At 59.4% G+C, this 17,139-nt stretch carries 16 protein-coding genes and 1 tRNA gene; 13 read left to right on the plus strand and 4 right to left on the minus strand.

All coding sequences use genetic code 11. The annotated features are described in order from the left end of the window. Nucleotides 1-165 precede the first annotated feature (165 nt). The gene (locus AB3226_RS15655) at nucleotides 166-1,695 is read right to left on the minus strand and encodes an FAD-dependent oxidoreductase (protein WP_367373701.1); all 1,530 of its coding nucleotides are present in this window, start codon (nucleotides 1,693-1,695) and stop codon (nucleotides 166-168) included. Between the two features lie 138 nt (nucleotides 1,696-1,833). On the opposite strand from AB3226_RS15655, the gene AB3226_RS15660 reads away from it, so the two are divergent. From AB3226_RS15660 to AB3226_RS15685, 6 genes are all read left to right on the plus strand, one after another. Beyond that, complete coding sequence (locus AB3226_RS15660) at nucleotides 1,834-2,394, plus strand: YbhB/YbcL family Raf kinase inhibitor-like protein (protein ID WP_367373702.1); 561 nt, start codon at nucleotides 1,834-1,836, stop codon at nucleotides 2,392-2,394. 87 nt (nucleotides 2,395-2,481) lie between these two features. Further along, complete coding sequence (locus AB3226_RS15665; protein WP_367373703.1) at nucleotides 2,482-4,242, plus strand: von Willebrand factor type A domain-containing protein; 1,761 nt, start codon at nucleotides 2,482-2,484, stop codon at nucleotides 4,240-4,242. A 17-nt stretch (nucleotides 4,243-4,259) separates the two neighbouring features. Then, nucleotides 4,260-4,841: an RNA polymerase sigma factor gene (locus AB3226_RS15670; RefSeq protein WP_367373704.1), complete on the plus strand. Its 582-nt coding sequence runs from the start codon at nucleotides 4,260-4,262 to the stop codon at nucleotides 4,839-4,841. Further along, nucleotides 4,838-5,458: a hypothetical protein gene (locus tag AB3226_RS15675; protein ID WP_367373705.1), complete on the plus strand. Its 621-nt coding sequence runs from the start codon at nucleotides 4,838-4,840 to the stop codon at nucleotides 5,456-5,458. The genes AB3226_RS15670 and AB3226_RS15675 overlap by 4 nt, the downstream gene beginning before the upstream one ends. Nucleotides 5,459-5,479: 21 nt before the next feature. Then, nucleotides 5,480-5,749: a hypothetical protein gene (locus AB3226_RS15680; RefSeq protein WP_367373706.1), complete on the plus strand. Its 270-nt coding sequence runs from the start codon at nucleotides 5,480-5,482 to the stop codon at nucleotides 5,747-5,749. Then, nucleotides 5,746-5,931 carry a hypothetical protein gene (locus tag AB3226_RS15685; protein WP_367373707.1) on the plus strand — a complete coding sequence of 62 codons (186 nt, stop codon included), beginning with the start codon at nucleotides 5,746-5,748 and terminating at the stop codon, nucleotides 5,929-5,931. Before AB3226_RS15680 ends, AB3226_RS15685 begins: the two co-directional genes overlap by 4 nt. Nucleotides 5,932-6,006: 75 nt before the next feature. Here AB3226_RS15685 and AB3226_RS15690 read toward each other — a convergent pair. After that, nucleotides 6,007-6,083, minus strand: a tRNA-Arg gene (locus AB3226_RS15690). Between the two features lie 349 nt (nucleotides 6,084-6,432). Here AB3226_RS15690 and gabD point away from each other — a divergent pair. The 3 genes from gabD to AB3226_RS15705 all read left to right on the plus strand — a co-directional run bounded on the left by gabD (nucleotide 6,433) and on the right by AB3226_RS15705 (nucleotide 10,680). Further along, on the plus strand, nucleotides 6,433-7,875 hold the full coding sequence (gene gabD, locus AB3226_RS15695; RefSeq protein WP_052962928.1) for an NADP-dependent succinate-semialdehyde dehydrogenase: 1,443 nt from the start codon (nucleotides 6,433-6,435) through the stop codon (nucleotides 7,873-7,875). Between the two features lie 189 nt (nucleotides 7,876-8,064). After that, a complete protein-coding gene (gene gabT / locus AB3226_RS15700) occupies nucleotides 8,065-9,342 on the plus strand; it encodes a 4-aminobutyrate--2-oxoglutarate transaminase (protein WP_008068635.1) in 1,278 nt (425 codons plus the stop codon). A gap of 123 nt (nucleotides 9,343-9,465) precedes the next feature. Continuing rightward, on the plus strand, nucleotides 9,466-10,680 hold the full coding sequence (locus AB3226_RS15705) for an HDOD domain-containing protein (protein ID WP_367373708.1): 1,215 nt from the start codon (nucleotides 9,466-9,468) through the stop codon (nucleotides 10,678-10,680). A gap of 132 nt (nucleotides 10,681-10,812) precedes the next feature. Here AB3226_RS15705 and AB3226_RS15710 read toward each other — a convergent pair whose 3' ends face one another. Both AB3226_RS15710 and desA read right to left on the minus strand, forming a co-directional pair. Beyond that, nucleotides 10,813-11,802: a GGDEF domain-containing protein gene (locus AB3226_RS15710; protein WP_367373709.1), complete on the minus strand. Its 990-nt coding sequence runs from the start codon at nucleotides 11,800-11,802 to the stop codon at nucleotides 10,813-10,815. Between the two features lie 288 nt (nucleotides 11,803-12,090). Continuing rightward, entirely contained in the window at nucleotides 12,091-13,275 is a 1,185-nt protein-coding gene (gene desA / locus AB3226_RS15715; RefSeq protein ID WP_123719065.1) for a delta-9 fatty acid desaturase DesA, read from the minus strand. A gap of 608 nt (nucleotides 13,276-13,883) precedes the next feature. On the opposite strand from desA, the gene oscA reads away from it, so the two are divergent. The 4 genes from oscA to cysW all read left to right on the plus strand — a co-directional run bounded on the left by oscA (nucleotide 13,884) and on the right by cysW (nucleotide 17,137). Continuing rightward, nucleotides 13,884-14,066, plus strand: coding sequence for a sulfur starvation response protein OscA (gene oscA / locus AB3226_RS15720; RefSeq protein ID WP_007899630.1), 183 nt, complete (start codon nucleotides 13,884-13,886; stop codon nucleotides 14,064-14,066). A gap of 140 nt (nucleotides 14,067-14,206) precedes the next feature. Next, a complete protein-coding gene (locus AB3226_RS15725; RefSeq protein ID WP_367373710.1) occupies nucleotides 14,207-15,220 on the plus strand; it encodes a sulfate ABC transporter substrate-binding protein in 1,014 nt (337 codons plus the stop codon). 215 nt (nucleotides 15,221-15,435) lie between these two features. Continuing rightward, nucleotides 15,436-16,254, plus strand: a complete 819-nt coding sequence (gene cysT, locus AB3226_RS15730) for a sulfate ABC transporter permease subunit CysT (protein WP_367373711.1) — start codon at nucleotides 15,436-15,438, stop codon at nucleotides 16,252-16,254. Between the two features lie 13 nt (nucleotides 16,255-16,267). Then, on the plus strand, nucleotides 16,268-17,137 hold the full coding sequence (gene cysW / locus AB3226_RS15735; protein ID WP_367373712.1) for a sulfate ABC transporter permease subunit CysW: 870 nt from the start codon (nucleotides 16,268-16,270) through the stop codon (nucleotides 17,135-17,137). Nucleotides 17,138-17,139 lie beyond the last annotated feature (2 nt).

Consider the following 17,139-nt stretch of genomic DNA (forward strand, 5'->3'; position numbering starts at 1 on the left):
GTTCATCTGTGGCGAGGGAGCTTGCTCCCGCTGGACCGGGCTGGCGCTCCAGGCCGAAGGACTCCCGATGCCATTAACCGCGCTGTATCTGATAAAGCGCGGCCACCGATTTTGCGTCTGCTTCGCAGGCGAACGGAAGCAAGCTCCCTCGCCACTAAGTCGCCGTCAGTTCAGGTCCCGAATCAGGCGCCACGCCTCATCCACCGACAGCGGTTGTTTCATGCGTTCGGCGAGCATCGCCATCGCCCGCTCCTGATCGCAGGCAACGACCGCCGCCACCACGCCGTTTTTGCCGAACAGGCCGATAAACGGTGGATGGTCAGGGTCGCCCTTGAACTCGACCTCGTCCCAGGCTTCGGCGTGTCCGAGGTAGTCGTAGTTTTTGCCGAAGTGCCAGGTCCAGAAATACGGCACGTCGAGGTAGCGCTCATCGCCGCCGAGCATATTCGCCGCCGCAATCCGTGCCTGTTGTTGGGCCAGGCGCCAATGCTCAATCCGTCGGGGCTGGCCATTGAGCGGGAAGGTCGCAATGTCGCCGACGGCCCAGAGCCCGTCGGTCACGCGCATTCCACCGTCGACCTTCAATGACTGGTCTTTTTCTTTTGGCAGATCGGTAAACGGACCGGTTGCAGGGGTGACGCCAATGCCGACCAACACCAGATCCGCCGCAAAGCGCTGACCATTGTCCAGCCGCACCGCTTCGACCTTGCCTGTGCCTTCGATCTGCGCGGCCTCGCCATCGGTATGAAACACCACGCCGTTGGCCTCGTGCAGGGCACGAATCGCTTTGCCGACGGCATCGCCGAATTGCGCCTCGAACGGGATGGCATGGCGGGCCAGGACAGTGACCTCCAGGCCGTACTGACGTAGGGATGAAGCGGACTCCAGAGCAATGAAACTGTCACCGACAATCACTGCCCGTTGACCGGGTTTGGCGGCTGAAAGAATCTGCTGCGCTTGCACCTTCGAGCGCAGCACGAATACCTGCGGCAGATCGGCGCCGGGCAGCAGCAGAGACTTGGGTATGCCGCCGGTGGCGATCACTGCGGCGTCATAGTTCAGCGATTGACCATCAGACAGGCGCAGAGTCCGGTTCGGTGCATCCAGGCCCATTACATCGCTGTTTATCCGTTCAATGCGCTGTTCGCTGTAAAAACCTTCATCCCGCAGTGGCGGGACTTCGTCGGGCGGCATTTCCCCGGCAATCACGAATTTGCTCAACACCGTCCGGTCGTAACCGGCCTCAGGCTCACGGTCGATCAGCAATACCCGGCCACCGAAACCTTTCTCCCGCAACGCCGCCGCACAAGCCGTACCGGCGGCACCGGCACCGATGATCACAAAGGTCCGCTTATCGTCCGCCGGCGGTGTACTGGGGGTGGGCATCGGCTGGTCGTCGACCCAGACCTCGTCGTCGCGGATCTCAAGCGGATAGCGTCGCAAACTGTCCAGAGACGGTGGCTCACACAGCGCGCCGTCCTCGAGCCGGTAAGCCGCTTTGTGCCACGGACAGATCAACCGTCCTTCACACAGCGCACCTTTGGCCAAGGGGGCCCCGGCGTGAGGACATTTGCCCTGATAGGCGCGCAATTGATCGCCGACCCGCAGCAAGACGATTTTCGTCTTATCGATCCGGACTTCAAGGCCACGGTCGTGGGGCACATCGGCGAAACGGGCGACGCGATGCAGTGCCATGATCAATCTCCCGACAGTGTTTCACTTAGGAGTTTGGTGCCTATTGCGAGGTTCAGCCAATTCCCGCTGCCAACGTATCAACGGTCCGGCTATAGTTTGCCAGCCGACCACGGCCCCACCCGCACAAGGTGCTCCGGTATGACCCGATTGACCTCTTTGAACCCTTGGCTGGCGGCCGTTGCAGTCGCCCTTTGCGTGCAGTTTCCGGCGCAGGCCCAGGAGCGTTTCACCCTCAGCATTCCCGGTGTTTCGGACAATCGTCTGTTCACGTCGGTGGCGGCCAGCGATGCCGCCGGTTGCGGCGGCAAGAACCAGTCCCCGGCCCTGAGCTGGAACGCCGGCCCTCCCGGCACCCTCAGCTACGCCATCGTCATGCACGACCCGGACGGCCAGAAAGGCCTGGGCGTCGATCACTGGATTCATTACGGGATCAAGGCCGCGACCCGTCAGATCCCGGCCGGTGTTGGCGTCAAATCCGCCCTCGAAGGCGTGGGCGGCACCAACATCAAAGGCACCGCCGGTTACATCGGCCCTTGCCCGCCCATCGGCGACAGCTCCCATCACTACATCATCCAGCTTTACGCCCTGGACCTGGCGCCAGACGCCTTGCCTGCCGGCCTGACCCGCGCGCAACTGATGGAACAGATCAAAGGCCATGTGCTGAAAAACAGCAGCGTGGTGCGGCGTTATCACCGCTGAAGATTTTTTTCGGTGAGTTAACCCGAACCTGTCGGGCTGTCCGTCTCAGAGGATGAATGAGTCAATTTCCTTCTGAGGTCAGCCCCCATGTCCCTCCCTCTGCACTACCTCCGCCCGGCCGCCCAGGGTTTCGCCGCCGGGTTGTTGCTGGCCATCGCCGGTTGCGGCGCTTCATCCACGCCAGATTCTGCGACGGACGCCTCTGAGACAGATAGCCCGGCAGCGGTTGCGCCTCCGGTTCAAGGTGCGCTGAAAACTGAAGCGTTGGTGCGTAGCGAGATCATGAAGGACACCGCGCAGGCCAAGCGCAACGCGCGACCAGCACCATCGGTCGCTTTCGCGCCCACGCCGGCCGGTGAAACTTATCCACAGGGCTATCGGGACGAGCAGCGAGAGCAATATCAGGCGCTGGCCGATAACCCGATTCACAGCGTGACTGAGGCGCCGGTTTCGACCTTCAGTGCCGATGTCGATACCGGCGCTTATGCCAACGTCCGGCGCTTGCTCAATCAGGGGCGCTTGCCTCCCGAAGGGGCGGTGCGGCTGGAGGAAATGGTCAATTACTTCCCCTACGATTACGCCTTGCCCAGCGATGGCTCGCCGTTCGGTGTGACTACCGAGCTGGCGCCGTCGCCCTGGAACCCGCATACCCGCTTGCTGCGCATCGGCATCAAGGCATCTGATCGCGCAGTGGCGGAGTTGGCCCCGGCGAACCTGGTGTTTCTGGTGGACGTGTCCGGCTCCATGGACCGCCGCGAAGGTTTGCCCATGGTTAAAAGCACGCTGAAATTGCTGGTCGATCAATTGCGCGAGCAGGACCGGGTTTCGCTGGTGGTGTATGCCGGAGAATCTCGCGTCGTCCTGGAGCCGACTTCCGGACGAGAAAAAGCGAAAATTCGTACCGCCATCGATCAATTGACTGCGGGCGGCTCGACCGCCGGCGCGTCGGGTATCGAACTGGCCTATCAAATGGCCCAACAGGCGTTTATCCCCAAAGGCATCAACCGCATCCTGCTGGCCACCGACGGTGACTTCAACGTCGGCATCAGCGACTTCGACAGCCTCAAGCAGATGGCTGTGGATAAACGCAAAACCGGTGTCTCTCTGACCACCTTGGGTTTTGGTGTGGATAACTACAATGAACACCTGATGGAGCAACTGGCCGATGCTGGCGATGGCAACTACGCCTACATCGACAACCTGCGCGAGGCGCGCAAGGTACTGGTGGATCAGCTCGGCTCGACCCTGGCGGTAGTGGCGAAAAACGTGAAGCTGCAGGTGGAGTTCAACCCGGCGCAGGTCAGCGAATATCGGCTGCTGGGTTATGAGAATCGCGCCTTGAAACGTGAGGATTTCAGCAACGACAAAGTCGACGCCGGAGAAATCGGTGCTGGACATACGGTGACAGCGTTGTATGAAATTGTGCCCAAGGGTGAGAAGGGCTGGCTGGAACCGCTGCGCTATGGCAATCCTGAGGCTGATGTTTCCGCAAAAACCGGAGAATTGGCGATGCTGCGAGTGCGTTATCAGTCGCCGGAAGGTGGGAATAGTCGCTTGATCGAGCGGCCCATCTTGAGTGGAGAGCTGAGGGGGGAGGCCGGCAAACTCTCGGCAGCCAGCAATGACCTGCGCTTTGCCGCGGCCGTCGCTGCCTTTTCCCAGCAACTCAAGGACGGGCGTTATACCGGTGAGTTCAGCCTCAAGGACACCGCAGCTCTGGCCCGTGGCGCCCGGGGTGATGATCAATTCGGCCTGCGCAGTGAATTCGTGCAATTGGTGGAGTTGGCGCAGAGCCTGCGAACCCCGACCGCTTCGAATCAACAGCCCAATGACAACCGGATAGAGTGAAAGAGGCCAGCACTGACATGTCCGATTCTGCAATCAGCTCAGCCGCCAGCAGCGACGAATCGCTGCTGGCGCGCTACCGCTCTGGACACGGGCCGGCGTTTGAAGTTTTGTACGCCCGCCACCGTCAGGGCCTTTATCGATTCCTCCTCGGTCTCAGCGGCAAGCCCGAACTGGCCGAAGAGGTGTATCAGGAAACCTGGCTGAGCCTGATCCGCAGCACCAGTCAGCCACAAGGCCGGGCGAACTTTCGTACCTGGCTTTACCAGATTGCTCGCAACCGACTGATCGATCACTGGCGCAAACATGGAATCCACAACCCCTTGCACGACAGCTATGACGAACAAACCCATGCCCTGATCGATGACGCGGCCGATCCCGAACAACTGCTGAGCCTGAGCCGCGACGGTCAACGCCTCGAAGCCGCCCTGCAAACCCTGCCCGCCGATCAACGCGAAGTGTTCCTGCTGCGCGCCCACGGCGACCTCGACCTGCCACAAATCGCCACCCTCACCGAAACACCGCTGGAAACCGTTAAAAGTCGCTTGCGCTACGCCCAGCAAAAACTGCGTCGGCTGCTGGCCGAGGAGGTACTGACATGACTGACGCCAAACAGACACCGCCATCGCCCGACGATGAAGTGCTCAAGCATTTTCGCGACCACGCAACCGGCGAACCACCGGCGCATCTGGACGCCTTCATCCTGGCCACTGCGCATCGCGAAGCCCCCGCACCGAAGCCGAACCTGTGGCAACGCTGGCTCCGCGCCTGCCAACAACCCCGCTGGCAAGTGGCATTCGCCAGCCTCGTCGGTGTGGCCCTGATGCTGGCGTTGGTGCAACGCACGCCGGAACAACTGCCGAGCTATGACTTCGCGCCAGCGCCCAAAGCGTCCGCGCCGGCCGCGAAACCGGAAGCCGCTGCTCGCTCCCAGACTGCACCGACCGGCGCTATATCCGCGCCGGCACCTGCTGCGCCTATGGCGGAGTTTTCTGCACCGTTGCAGCGCGAGTCGATCAACAGCGAAATGGCGGATGAAGCAAAAATCAGCAAACGCTTAGCCGCACCGGCCAAGTCACTGGATGATCAATTACGTGAGGTGATACGTCTGCAAGACACCGGTCAAACCCAAGCTGCAGAGGCGCTGATGACGACATTGCACAAGCGCTTTCCGAAAGAAAACCTCACAGCCCGACTCAAGGATTTGCAGAAGAAATGAAGTGAACAGCGGTCGGCAAATTTGGCATCGACACCCGAAAGCGCGCACTATCAGCCCATAGCCGATGCGTTGGAGGATGCCGTGGCACAAAAAATCGACCGCATCGCCCAAATGCTCAACTGCCCGGTCAAGGGTGAGGAATTACGGCGAGCAGTGACTGAGAGTCGTAAGGAGTTTCTTCTGGCAAAGCAGGCAGAAGAAACACTTGAGGAAGACGTTCTTGATGATGAGTTGATCGAGGACGAAGAAGACGATGATGACTACGACGAGTTTGACTGGACGACAGAATGAAAAAACCGCGTAGGCAGCCTGTTGAAGTTCTCGACCAACTTGATCGTTTGCGTAGCGCAGTAATACGTGAGTCTGTTGCTGCCAGCCGCAATGATCCACGTCCGGCTATTGATTCCGAGACAATGTTTGCCGAGCTAGATGCGCTCATCCATGAGATCGAAGCAGAGCAAAGCCGCCCATAAAGAACGCTCACCCGCAAATTGGAGACACAAAAAAGCCCCAGACCCTAAGATCTGAGGCTTTTTCATCTCTACGTATGGTGCACCAGGCGGGATTCGAACCCACGACCACTGCCTTCGGAGGGCAGTACTCTATCCAGCTGAGCTACTGGTGCAATGCGGGCGCCATGATACTCATATGCGCTGCGGGCGTCCATGCTGCTGAATCGTCTGTGCTTTTCCAAAGCGTAACCTGCGTTTGCTACGCTGATCTGAAAAAATAGGCAAATGCGCCGTTTTCGTTCTTTTTTTCGAACAGCCTATTGTCCTTTACCCCCTTTGATCCTAGGATTCGTTTGAGATTTCAAACGCTCTTGTCTGGGTGCTGAACCGCACGAGTTCGATTTGTGCGCTATTTATGTGCTTCAGCCCGGTGAATGATTTCCCTGACGGCAGCCTATAAGGCGCCTTTCTACAATCATAATTCGCTCCGCGCGTGCCGCGGTGCTGTTAAGGAAAGCCGACATGCAGCTTAAAGACACCCAGTTGTTCCGCCAGCAAGCCTTTATCGATGGCGCTTGGGTCGATGCGGACAACGGTCAGACGATCAAGGTCAACAACCCGGCAACGGGCGAAATTCTGGGCACTGTGCCGAAAATGGGCGCTGCCGAAACCCGCCGTGCCATTGAAGCCGCTGACAAAGCGCTGCCGGCCTGGCGTGCACTGACCGCCAAGGATCGTGCGAACAAGCTGCGTCGCTGGTTCGAGCTGATCATCGAGAACCAGGACGACCTGGCTCGCCTGATGACCCTCGAGCAGGGCAAGCCATTGGCTGAAGCCAAGGGCGAGATCGTTTACGCCGCTTCCTTTATCGAGTGGTTCGCTGAAGAAGCCAAGCGCGTTTACGGTGACGTGATTCCGGGCCATCAGCCAGACAAGCGCCTGATTGTGATCAAGCAGCCGATCGGCGTGACCGCCGCGATTACCCCGTGGAACTTCCCGGCCGCGATGATCACCCGTAAAGCCGGCCCGGCCCTGGCCGCCGGTTGCACCATGGTGCTCAAGCCTGCTTCGCAAACTCCGTTCTCGGCTTTCGCCCTGGCTGAACTGGCCCAGCGTGCCGGTATTCCGAACGGTGTGTTCAGTGTTGTTTCCGGCAGCGCCGGCGACATCGGCAGCGAGCTGACCAGCAACCCGATCGTGCGCAAATTGTCCTTCACCGGTTCGACTGAAATCGGTCGTCAGCTGATGGCTGAATGCGCCAAGGACATCAAGAAAATCTCCCTGGAACTGGGCGGTAACGCGCCGTTCATCGTGTTCGACGACGCGGACCTGGATAAGGCCGTCGAAGGCGCGATCATTTCCAAGTACCGCAACAACGGCCAGACCTGCGTCTGCGCCAACCGTCTGTACATTCAGGATTCGGTCTACGACGCGTTCGCCGAAAAGCTGAAAGTGGCCGTGGCCAAACTCAAGATCGGTAACGGTCTGGAAGACGGCACCACCACGGGCCCGCTGATCGACGAAAAAGCCGTGGCCAAGGTTCAAGAGCACATTGCTGACGCTGTTGGCAAAGGCGCAACCGTGCTGTCCGGTGGCAAGGTGATGGAAGGCAACTTCTTCGAGCCGACCATCCTGACCAACGTGCCGAACAACGCTGCCGTGGCCAAGGAAGAAACCTTCGGTCCATTGGCGCCACTGTTCCGCTTCAAAGATGAAGCCGATGTGATCGCGATGTCCAACGACACCGAGTTCGGTCTGGCTTCGTACTTCTATGCTCGCGACCTGGGCCGTGTGTTCCGTGTGGCTGAAGCCCTGGAGTACGGCATGGTCGGCGTCAACACCGGGTTGATCTCCAACGAAGTCGCGCCGTTCGGCGGCATCAAGGCGTCGGGCCTGGGGCGTGAAGGCTCCAAGTACGGCATCGAAGATTACCTGGAAATCAAATACCTCTGCCTGGGCATCTAAGCTCGGCCCGGCAAGGCATTGCTTCAAGCGCAAAGGGCACGAGAGCGCTGTCCCTTTGCGACGCTTCAAACGGAATTTTCTCTGTGGCCGGGAAAGCTGTGGCAGTCGATCATCGCATGCTGCCGTAGTTGCCTCCCCGCCGCATTTTCCTTGAACCACGCCGCCCGATGAGCGGTGAATGAGGACACTATGAGCAAGACTAACGCATCCCTGATGAAACGCCGCGAAGCCGCTGTACCGCGCGGTGTTGGCCAGATTCACCCGATTTTCGCCGAGTCTGCGAAGAACGCCACCGTGACCGACGTTGAAGGTCGCGAGTTCATCGACTTCGCCGGCGGTATCGCTGTGCTGAACACCGGTCACGTGCACCCGAAAATCATCGCCGCCGTTACCGAGCAGCTGAACAAGCTGACCCACACCTGCTTCCAGGTCCTGGCTTACGAGCCGTACGTGGAAGTGTGCGAAAAAATCAACGCCAAGGTGCCAGGTGATTTCGCCAAGAAAACCCTGCTGGTGACCACCGGCTCCGAAGCTGTGGAAAACTCCATCAAGATCGCACGTGCTGCTACTGGCCGTGCCGGCGTGATCGCGTTCACCGGCGCTTACCACGGTCGCACCATGATGACCCTGGGCCTGACCGGTAAAGTCGTGCCTTACTCGGCCGGTATGGGCCTGATGCCAGGCGGCATCTTCCGCGCGCTGTACCCGAACGAACTGCACGGTGTGAGCATCGACGATTCGATCGCCAGCATCGAACGCATCTTCAAGAACGACGCCGAGCCGCGTGACATCGCTGCCATCATCATCGAGCCGGTTCAGGGCGAAGGTGGTTTCTACGTCGCGCCTAAAGAGTTCATGAAGCGTCTGCGCGCCCTGTGCGATCAGCACGGCATTCTGTTGATCGCGGACGAAGTTCAGACGGGCGCTGGCCGTACCGGCACTTTCTTCGCCATGGAACAGATGGGCGTTGCTGCCGACCTCACCACCTTCGCCAAATCCATCGCTGGCGGCTTCCCGCTGGCCGGTGTGTGCGGCAAGGCTGAATACATGGACGCTATCGCTCCGGGCGGCCTGGGCGGTACTTACGCCGGTAGCCCGATCGCTTGCGCCGCGGCCCTGGCCGTGATGGAAGTGTTCGAAGAAGAGCACCTGCTGGATCGCTGCAAAGCGGTCGGCGAGCGTCTGGTGACTGGCCTGAAAGCCATCCAGGCCAAGTACCCGGTCATTGGCGAAGTGCGTGCCTTGGGCGCGATGATCGCGGTCGAGCTGTTCGTCGACGGCGACAGCCACAAGCCGAACGCTGCTGCTGTGGCATCGGTGGTGGCCAAGGCGCGGGACAAGGGCCTGATCCTGTTGTCGTGTGGCACCTACGGCAACGTTCTGCGCGTGCTGGTACCGTTGACCTCGCCGGACGAGCAGTTGGACAAAGGCCTGGCGATCATCGAAGAGTGCTTCGCCGAGCTCTGATTGATTTGTGACCTGATCGACAAAAAACCCGCTTCGGCGGGTTTTTTTATAGCGCTTGAATCGCATCACTGTATCGAATGGCCATCATTGGCTAAGGTGCAAGCATTGCCGTTGGAGTGTGCGATGACTGCTGTAGTGTTACCCGCTGTACCGCGTGTGCTGATTGCCGAGGCTGACCCTTGGTCCCGCGACCTGCTCAAGCAAGTGTTGTTGAATGTGCGCTGCGACGCACGGTTGGATCTGTGTGCCGATGGCCAGGAGGCACTGCACCTGTTGGCGGAAAATCCTTACGACCTGGTGATCGTCGACTGGGAGTTGCCCGGCATCGATGGCCTGAACGTCTTGCGCAGTGTCCGTCAGCGCAAACGTAACCCGCCGCTGCCCTTCATTCTGATGAGCAGCCGCAACGATAGCGCCAGCGTGCGCGAAGCCTTGCCTCTGGCGCCCACGGCGTACCTGAGCAAACCGTTGAACATCGAAAGCCTGACTCAGCGTCTGCAGGATGTGTTGCTGAGCCCTGGTGAAGAGGTGTCGTGCGAGGTGCCGTCATTGGCGCCAGGCATGACCTTGTCGGTGTATCTGGAGCGGCGTCGCGAACTGGCGGACGGTGCGCCGCTGATGACCGACGTGCAGGTGGCGATCAAGCGCAGCCTCAATCCCGATGGTCTCGATCTGACAGTGCTGGAAGACGAAATCCGCACCGACCCACACATTACCGCTGTCCTGATCGCCGCTGCGAACAGCGCAGCGCAGCATCATGGCGTCGCTGTGCAAACCCTGGCCCAGGCGCTGCATCGCTTGGGTGCCGGGCAAAGCATGAACCTGATTCTGGGCCTCGCCCTCAAGCGCAGTGCCCGGCTCAGCGATCCGCAGCTGGCGGACTATGCCGAGCGTTATTGGGAATTGTCGCTGCACACCGCCGAATACGCGCGGACGCTGGCGCGTTTGCTGGATTTGGATCAGGCGCGCTGTTATTGCGCGGGCATGCTGCATCGTCTCGGAGACCTGGCCTTGCTGCGCTGTTTGCAGGAGTGGAAGCAAGCCGGTGGAGAGTTGGATGAGTGGGAGGAAGTCGGTGATGCCCTGGCCGAATTCGGCGCGGCCTACGGTTCGGCGCTACGGACCCGCTGGCGCCTGCCTCTGGAGCTGCGAGAGCTGATTGCGGCGGTGTATCAGCTCGGTGGCGGGGTTTACTCCCGCGAGGCGCTAGTGATGAACATGGCCGCGCAACTGGCGCGCCTGACCGAGCATGAAGGGATCGAGGCGTTGTCCAAGAGCCGCACAGCGCGGTTGCTCAAGATCGGATTGCCGGAATTGATGCGTTTGCGCAAAAAATAAGCTTTATACAATACCTGTGGGAGCGGGCTTGCCCGCGATGAGGGTCTGACATTCAGCATTGATGTAGGCTGATAGTCCGCTATCGCGGGCAAGCCCGCTCCCACAAGTTTTGCGTTGAGTTTCGATTCGAGTTCAGCCAGAAATGATGCGGTTCTTGCCCTGCCGCTTGGCCTGGTACATCGCCGCATCGGCGCGGGCGAACAGGCTGTCGACACTTTCGTCCTCGGGAGTAAGGCTGGTCAGGCCCTGGCTGACGGTGATGCCGAAGGTCTGGTCGTTACAGCTGAAGCTCAACCGCTGAATTTCCCGTTGCAGGCGCTCGGCCACTTGCATGGCCATGTCCGGTGCACAACCGGGAAACACCGCTGCGAATTCCTCACCGCCGATCCGTCCGAACAGATCACCACGCCGCAGGGCCGCGCGACCGCTCTCGGCGATGCGTTGCAGCACCTTATCGCCTTCCTGATGACCGTAGGTGTCGTTGACCACTTTAAAGTCATCGATGTCCAGCAGCAGGAACGCCATTGGCGCACCGTTCAGCCGCGCCTGCTCGAATTCGTGATGGGCGCATTCGAAGAAGTGTCGGCGATTGCTGCTTTGGGTCAACACATCGGTGCTGGCCAGGCGTTGCAGCTCGGCTTCCAGCTGCTTTTTTTCGGTGATGTCTTCGGCAATGCCGACGATGATCACCGGTTGGCCCGGCTCGGCCTGACGGTTGATGAAGCACTTGTCGCTGAGCCAGCGCACCTGCCCGTCGGCAGCGATGATGCGGTACTCGCGATCTTCGACGGCGCCTTTGACCAGCACTTGCGCGAGGCTGCGCTCGGCGTAGTCCAGATCGTCGGGATAGACGCTGTCGCGCCAGTGGTTGAAGTCGGAGAGCAACAAGCCGGCGGGGCGGCCGAAAATTCGGTCATAGGCCGGGCTGACGTAGAGCACCTGACGGGTTTCCCAGTTGAAGGCCCAAAGCACGGCGTTGACGCTGACCAGCAGCGAGCTGAACAGCTGTTCGCGTTCGCTCAGGCGTGCCACTTCACCTTGGGCATGCATCAGCGCCATCAGCGTTTGCGCGGCCTCGGGCCACTGCGGAAGGGATGTGTCTTGTAGGCTCTTATTAACCATCGGCACAAATCTCAAAGGGCGTGCCGCTAAGTCGACAGCGGCCGAGAACAAAGCCCGCCTGGATGGCGAAGTGTCTTTGAGATAGGGGATTTGGAGCGAAGTTCCCGCCTTGGGGGCAGGGTCCCGCTGGGCGGTATGGCTGCTTGAATTGGCGACGCGTTTTTACGGGTAAAACGCGTCGTCAGAGTTTGCGTCTGCTGCGCAGCCAAGCGGGAGCAAGCTTCCCTCGCCATAGACAAGCCCTTACCACAGCAAGCCCCTCTTCAGGGGCTTGCTGTCACCAGAGGATCAGGCGTTGGCAGGGCGCAGGGAATAGGTTTTCAACTGGTCGGCGAATTCACGCAGGGATTGAATCCCGCTGGCCTCGGCCTCGTGTACCCAATCCTTGATAGCAGCCAGCATGTCGTGACCGTTTGAGCTGGTCTTGACCCAGATCTGTTGCAAGGCCAGGCGTTTTTCATAAATTACCTTCAGCGCCTGGCTGTGCTCGAGCATGGTCTGGATGCGCATATGGTGCTTGTCGTCCAGCAGGCTGGTTTCCCGCGACAGCAACCGCTTGGCCCGGTGGAACTGGTGGCGGACCGAGTGATCGACCTTTTCCAGCTCTTGCTTGACCAGCGGCGCAATCACCAACTTGCGGTACTGGGCCATGATCTGGAAGCGGTTGTTGAGGATCGCCATGGCAGTGTCCATGTCCAGGCTGCCTTTGCCTTCAACACGGTGAGCGATGGGTGCGACCCGCTGGACCTTGGCCAGACGCAGGAAGCTGAAGACCTGGATCCAGGCCCAGCCGAGGTCGAACTCCCATTTCTTTACCGACAGTTTGGCGGAGTTGGGGTAGGTGTGATGGTTGTTATGCAGTTCTTCGCCGCCGATCAGGATGCCCCAGGGCACCAGATTGGTCGCCGCATCGCGGCATTCGAAATTGCGGTAGCCGATGGCATGGCCCAGCCCATTGACCACGCCGGCGGCCCACACCGGGATCCACATCATCTGGATGGCCCAGATGGTGATGCCGATGGTGCCGAACAGCAGCAGGTCGATGACGCCCATGATCGCGACGCCCAGCAGCGGGAAGCGGCTGTAGAGGTTGCGTTCGATCCAGTCTTCGGGGCAGTTTTTGCCGTAGATGCGCAGGGTCTCAGGGTTTTCCGCTTCGGCGCGGTACAGCTCGGCGCCTTTGCGCAGAACCGTGGATAAGCCCTTGATGACCGGGCTGTGCGGGTCATCGACGGTTTCGCATTTGGCGTGATGCTTGCGGTGGATAGCCGTCCACTCGCGTGTGTTCTGCGCCGTGGTCAACCACAGCCAGAAGCGGAAGAAATGTTTCAGGCCGGCATTGAGCTCAAGCGATCGATGGGCTGAATAACGATGTAGATAAACCGTGACGCCGACGATCGTCACGTGGGTCATCAGTAAGGTGACTGCCACCAGTGACCAGGGCGATAAGCCAAGAAAACCTTCGTACCACATAGCCTATAGGACCCTCGATAAATAAAAAAACAGCCGTTGCATTATCACTTAGCCCACAGATAAAACCAGTCGCCCTTTCAGATAAGAGTGGCTGGATGTTTCTTTAATTTATAACTCCAGCCTTTTTGTAGGGATATAGACAGTCGAATGCCGGCCATATATCGCAATGCCTTGCGTGCGGCGCTGCTCTATCTGGTGCTTTCCGTCGCCTGGCTCCAGTTTAGTGGTTATTTATTGAACAGATTCTTCGATAGCTCCATCGACCTGCGGCCTTGGTAACTGATCAACGGTTTTGCCCGGGTGGGGCGGGTAATCATTGCGCTAGCGCAGAGCATGGGGATGCAAGTGCATGCCAAGGGGGTCGAACAGGTCGAGCAGGCGGCATTCCTGCTCGAACCCGACTGCGATTTGGGGGCAGGGGTACTGCGATCTTTTGATCTTCAAACTTATAACGTCCCGCAATCCCTTGCGCCATCAAATAATACCTTCTGGTTATATAAACATTCTTAAATAGTCTTTTTAAGAATATCCGCGCCTATCTACTATTGCTCTCACGCCGTAAGCAGTGCCCGCCACTGCCAGGCATATCTCATTAAAGGAGCAGCACCATGAGCGCATCCCTACGTAGTGTTGACGGGCAGGACGAAGCCACTATTTTGCGTGAGATCCAGAGTGCCTTGCGCGATCTGCGCTTTGGTGCGGTGGAAATTACCGTGCACAACGCCCAGGTGGTTCAGATCGAACGCAAAGAGAAATTCCGGTTGCAGAGCCCGGGCAACAAACCGAGCTGAAGCCAAAGATCAAAAGATCGCAGCCTTCGGCAGCTCCTACGGCACACAGAGGGCTTTCGAAGGCTGCGATCTTTGAACAGGCAACCCGTTCCAGACCATAAGAAAAAGCCACCACACCAAGAATTCCAGGAGCTTTCACCATGTCGTCGATTCGTCATTTTGCTTTGGCCGCCCTGGCCAGTGCCCTTTTTGCTGGTTCCGCGGTTGCCAAGGATTACGAGCTGCTCAACGTGTCGTATGACCCGACCCGTGAGCTGTACCAGGACTACAACGCTGAATTCATCAAGTCCTGGCAAAAGGACCACGCTGGCGACAGCGTGAAGATCCAGCAGTCTCACGGTGGTTCGGGCAAACAGGCTCGCGCAGTGATCGACGGTCTGCGGGCCGACGTGGTGACCCTGGCCCTGGCCGGTGACATCGATGAAGTCGCCAAGCTCGGCAAGAGTCTGCCGGTCGACTGGCAGAAGCGTCTTCCGGAAGCGAGCACGCCTTACACCTCTACCATTGTGTTCCTGGTGCGCAAGGGCAACCCGAAAGGCATCAAGGACTGGGGCGACCTGACCAAAAACGGCGTGGAAGTCATCACCCCGAACCCGAAAACCTCGGGCGGCGCACGCTGGAACTTCCTCGCGGCCTGGGCCTATGGCCTGAAAGCCAACGGCGGTAACGAAGCCAAAGCCAAAGAGTACGTGCAGACGCTGTTCAAACATGTGCCTGTGCTGGACACCGGTGCTCGCGGCTCGACCATCACCTTCGTCAACAACGGTCAGGGCGACGTGTTGCTGGCCTGGGAAAACGAAGCCTTCCTGGCGTTGAAAGAAGACGGCGGCGCCGACAAATTCGACATCGTCGTGCCTTCGCTGTCGATCCTTGCTGAACCACCGGTGGCCGTGGTCGACAAAAATGCCGAGAAAAAGGGCAACACCGACATCGCCGAGGCGTACCTCAAGCACCTGTACAGCCCGGCCGGCCAGGAAATCGCAGCGAAAAACTTCTATCGTCCACGTGACAAAGAGGTGGCCGCCAAATACGCCAAGCAGTTCCCGACACTGGAGCTGGTGACCATCGACAAGGACTTCGGTGGCTGGAAAACCGCGCAACCGAAATTCTTCAATGACGGTGGCGTGTTCGACCAGATTTATCAGGCGCAGTAACCTGAAATAGATCAGCTAACGGTCAGTTAAGCGCAATCCATGTGGGAGCGGGCTTGCTCGCGAAGACGGCGGCACAGTCAATATCGATGTCGCCTGACACGCCGCTATCGCGGGCAAGCCCGCTCCCACAGGTTTCGCATCTTAACTGACGGGCATTAGCCAACAGGCCCCGATTTCACCGTCGGGGCTTAGCGCGTTTTCAACCAAGGACTTTTATGTCGCGTCGTATCTCCCCCGTCATACCCGGCTTCGGGCTGACGCTGGGCTACACCTTGGTGTACCTCAGCCTGATTGTGCTCATTCCACTGGCGGCGATGTTCGTGCATGCCGCTCAACTTACCTGGGATCAGTTCTGGGCCATCATCTCGGCGCCACGGGTGCTGGCGGCGCTGAAGCTGAGCTTCGGCACCGCGCTCTATGCCGCGATCATCAACGGCATCATTGGCACGCTGCTGGCCTGGGTGCTGGTGCGCTACACGTTCCCCGGCCGCAAAGTCATCGACGCGATGATCGACCTGCCCTTTGCTTTGCCCACTGCGGTGGCCGGTATCGCGCTGACCGCGCTGTACACCCCCACCGGTCTGGTGGGTCAGTTCGCGGCGGACCTGGGGTTCAAGATCGCCTATACCCCCCTTGGCATCACGCTGGCGCTGACTTTCGTGACGCTTCCTTTCGTGGTACGTACCGTACAGCCTGTACTGGCCGATATTCCCCGTGAAGTGGAGGAAGCAGCGGCATGCCTCGGCGCCAGACCGTTACAGGTTTTCCGCCATATTCTGGTGCCCGCGTTGTTGCCAGCCTGGCTGACCGGTTTCGCTTTGGCCTTTGCCCGCGGGGTCGGCGAGTATGGTTCGGTGATTTTTATCGCCGGCAACATGCCGATGAAAACCGAAATTCTGCCGCTGCTGATCATGGTCAAGCTCGACCAGTACGATTACACCGGCGCCACCTCCATTGGTGTACTGATGCTGGTGGTTTCCTTTGTTCTGTTGCTGCTGATCAACTTGCTGCAGCGGCGCATCGAAACCCCATAAGGAGGCGCGAATCATGTCCCAATCGTCTATTGCAGCTGCCTCCTCGAACGCCTCCCGCCGTGGTAGTGCCACGTCGCGGCGAATCCTCATCGGTCTTGGCTGGCTGGTCTTCGCACTGTTTTTGTTATTGCCGTTGTTCATCGTGGTGTCCCAAGGCCTGAAGCTGGGCCTGGGGGCGTTCTTCACCGCGATCTTCGAGCCGGACGCCTTGTCGGCGTTGAAACTCACCGTGATTGCGGTGCTGATTTCGGTGCCGCTGAACCTGGTGTTCGGTGTCAGCGCGGCGTGGTGCGTGAGCAAATACTCGTTCCGCGGCAAGAGCATGCTGGTGACCCTGATCGACCTGCCGTTCTCGGTGTCGCCGGTGATCGCAGGTCTGGTCTACGTATTGATGTTCGGCGCCCAGGGCCTTTTCGGCCCGTGGTTGCAGGATCACGACATCCAGATCGTCTTCGCCTTGCCAGGCATTGTGCTGGCGACGATTTTCGTCACCGTGCCATTCGTGGCCCGTGAGTTGATCCCGCTGATGCAGGAACAAGGCACTCAGGAAGAAGAGGCCGCACGCCTGCTCGGCGCCAATGGCTGGCAGATGTTCTGGCACGTCACCGTTCCCAATATCAAATGGGGCCTGATCTATGGCGTGGTGCTCTGCACTGCGCGAGCGATGGGTGAGTTCGGTGCGGTGTCGGTGGTTTCCGGGCACATTCGCGGGGTGACCAACACTCTGCCGCTGCACGTCGAGATCCTCTACAACGAATACAACCACGTGGCCGCGTTCGCCGTGGCGAGCCTGTTGCTGATCCTGGCGCTCTTCATCCTGCTGCTCAAGCAGTGGAGCGAAAACCGTATTAACCGCCTGCGCGCCAGCGCCGCGGAGGAATAAGT

The sequence above is a fragment of the Pseudomonas lini genome, from assembly GCF_964063345.1.
Taxonomy (GTDB): Bacteria; Pseudomonadota; Gammaproteobacteria; order Pseudomonadales; family Pseudomonadaceae; genus Aquipseudomonas; species Aquipseudomonas lini_B.